The organism is Ralstonia sp. VS2407, from assembly GCF_052950655.1.
This window is the reverse complement of the sequence record NZ_JBRFVG010000231.1, coordinates 1-475: the sequence shown is the minus strand read 5'-3', so window position 1 is coordinate 475 and position 475 is coordinate 1. Positions and strand designations below refer to the sequence as shown.

Annotated in this window: 1 protein-coding gene; it reads right to left on the bottom strand. The window is 66.3% G+C overall.

Annotation, left to right across the window (positions count from 1 at the left end; genetic code table 11):
• Positions 1–463: ABC transporter substrate-binding protein (locus tag ACU8YE_RS24785; RefSeq protein ID WP_446930182.1), on the bottom strand; the 463-nt coding region annotated here is incomplete at its 3' end.
• Between the last annotated feature and the right edge of the window lie 12 nt (positions 464–475).

The window sequence follows — 475 nt, the reverse complement described above, 5'->3', positions numbered from 1 at the left end:
CCTCCTGCATCACGCGCTCGTCGATGGCGCCCCACATCTCGTTGCGGGTGTCCTCGTCCTGCTCGACGATCGCCTTGTCCAGCATGTCCTGGACCTCGGGGATGCGGACCGAGGTGTTGGACGAGCCGCCGGTCTCGCGGATCACGCGACCGTCGACGATCTGCGACAGGAAGCCGTAGCCGTCGGGCCAGTCGGCACCCCAGCCGTTGACGCACATGCCGATGTTGTTCTTCACGACGTACGACGGGAGGCCGCACGTGCCGGAGAAGTAGTCACCCTCGGGCAGCGGACGCGGGTTGACGGTGATGCCGACCTTCTCCAGCGCCTGCTGGAACGCCTCGGCGGTGGCCTTCTCCTTCGGACGCTCGGCCCGGTAGGCGATGTTGGTCTCGAAGCCCTCGGAGCCACAGGCCTTCAGGGACTCCTTCGCCTTGTCGGCCTGACCGGTGGGGTTCTTCTTCATGCCGTAGAGGTC